This is a genomic window from Paracoccus sp. DMF (genome assembly GCF_004407025.1).
GTDB classification, from domain to species: Bacteria; Pseudomonadota; Alphaproteobacteria; order Rhodobacterales; family Rhodobacteraceae; genus Paracoccus; species Paracoccus aminovorans_B.
The window spans coordinates 1-1,500 of the sequence record NZ_SOKV02000127.1; the positions used below are offsets into that span (position 1 = coordinate 1).

Annotated in this window: 1 protein-coding gene; it reads right to left on the reverse strand. The window is 70.2% G+C overall.

The window, feature by feature from the left end; translation table 11 throughout:
- Window positions 1–1,500: phage tail tape measure C-terminal domain-containing protein (locus tag E3D03_RS20680; protein ID WP_318013792.1), on the reverse strand; the 1,500-nt coding region annotated here is incomplete at both ends.

Below are 1,500 nucleotides of genomic sequence, written 5' to 3' on the forward strand. Positions count from 1 at the left end.
GCCGCGAGCTTGGCGAGATCGGCGATGAGCGAGGTCACCAGATCGCGGAAGTTCAGCTTGCCGGTCTTCACGAACTCTCCCACCGCGTCCTCGGCGGACTGGAAAGCGCTGACGAGGCCCTGGCCGATATCGCCGCCAATCTCCCGCGCCCGGCTGGCATAATCCGACAGCGCCGCCGTCACGGCTTGCCATCCGGTCAGCGCACGCTCGGCCCCTTCGCCAGCGGCGGTTCCGGCATCGCGGGCAGCGCCAGCGGCGCCATTGGCCGCGGCAGTAGTGTCGTCGAGCCCGGCCGCGAGTGCATCGGCGGAGGTTGCCGCATCCGTCAGCGCGGTTTCCGCATCCGTACTGGACCCGGTCACGGCATCCTTCAGCGCCTGCCAGGCGGCAAGCGGCCGGGTCGCGGCATCGGTCAGCATTCCTGCAGCTTCCGCATAGGCATCGGCCCGGGCGCGCGCGTCTTCCGCCATTGCGCCGAGCCCGAGATCGGGCGGGGTGATATAGGTTCGGGCAAGCGCCGCCGAAAACGCATCGGCTGCTGCAGTACCCGCCGCCGTCGCGGCCCCCTCGAACGGATTGTCGATCCGGCTCAGGTCCACCGCGTCGAGCGTGCCGATCCGCACGCCGCCTTCGCCGGTCGCCCATTCGGGCAGCAGGGCCAGCGCGGCGTTCAGGGTCTCGATGAAGCTGTTGATGCGGGTGACGACACCGTTCAGCATCGCCTCGACCCCGCCAATCAACCCGTTCGCGGCCTGGTAGGCGAAATCGCCGATGGCGCCCGGCAGGCTGCCCCAGATCGCCACGGCGCCGTCATAGGCGCCCTGGAAGATCGCGACAGTGCGGTCCCCGAACCCCACGACGCCCGCGACGGTTCCGTCGAGCGCCGAGAGCGCGGCGGCCTTCAGCCCCTCCCATCCGGCAGCCATGCGGGCCAGCGCGGCGTCGAGCGCGAGCCCGATGCGCGACCAGACCTCGGAGGCCAGATCGGAGAGCAGGCGGAAGGCTTCGCCGACCCCGCCCACACGGGCAACGAATTGGGACAGCTGATAGATCAACTCGCCGACGCCGACGATCAGGGCGCCGATGCCGGTGCGGATCAGCGCCCCGCGCAGGACGACGAGCGCGGTGGCAAACCCACGGACCGACAGCGCGGCGGCGGCCAGCCCGGCGACCCAGCGGCCCGCGAGGAAGGTCGCGAAGGTCACTGCGTACATGGTCAGGCGACCGATATTGTCGAAGAGACCACGAATGGCGATGCCGAGCGGCCCGGTACGGCTGGCAATGCCCGCCATCGCGTTGGCAACGGCCTCAAGCGCCGGAGCCGCGGCGACCGCCAGCTGGTTCGAGAGCCCGCGCCAGATCAACCCGAGGCGCGAGATCGCGTCGTTCGTCCGCTCGATCTGGTCGGCATCCTGTTCGGAGACCACGACACCGAAGGCAAGCACGTCCTCGGTCGCCTGGCGCAGCGTCGCGGTGTCGATCCGCGACATGGCGATGGAG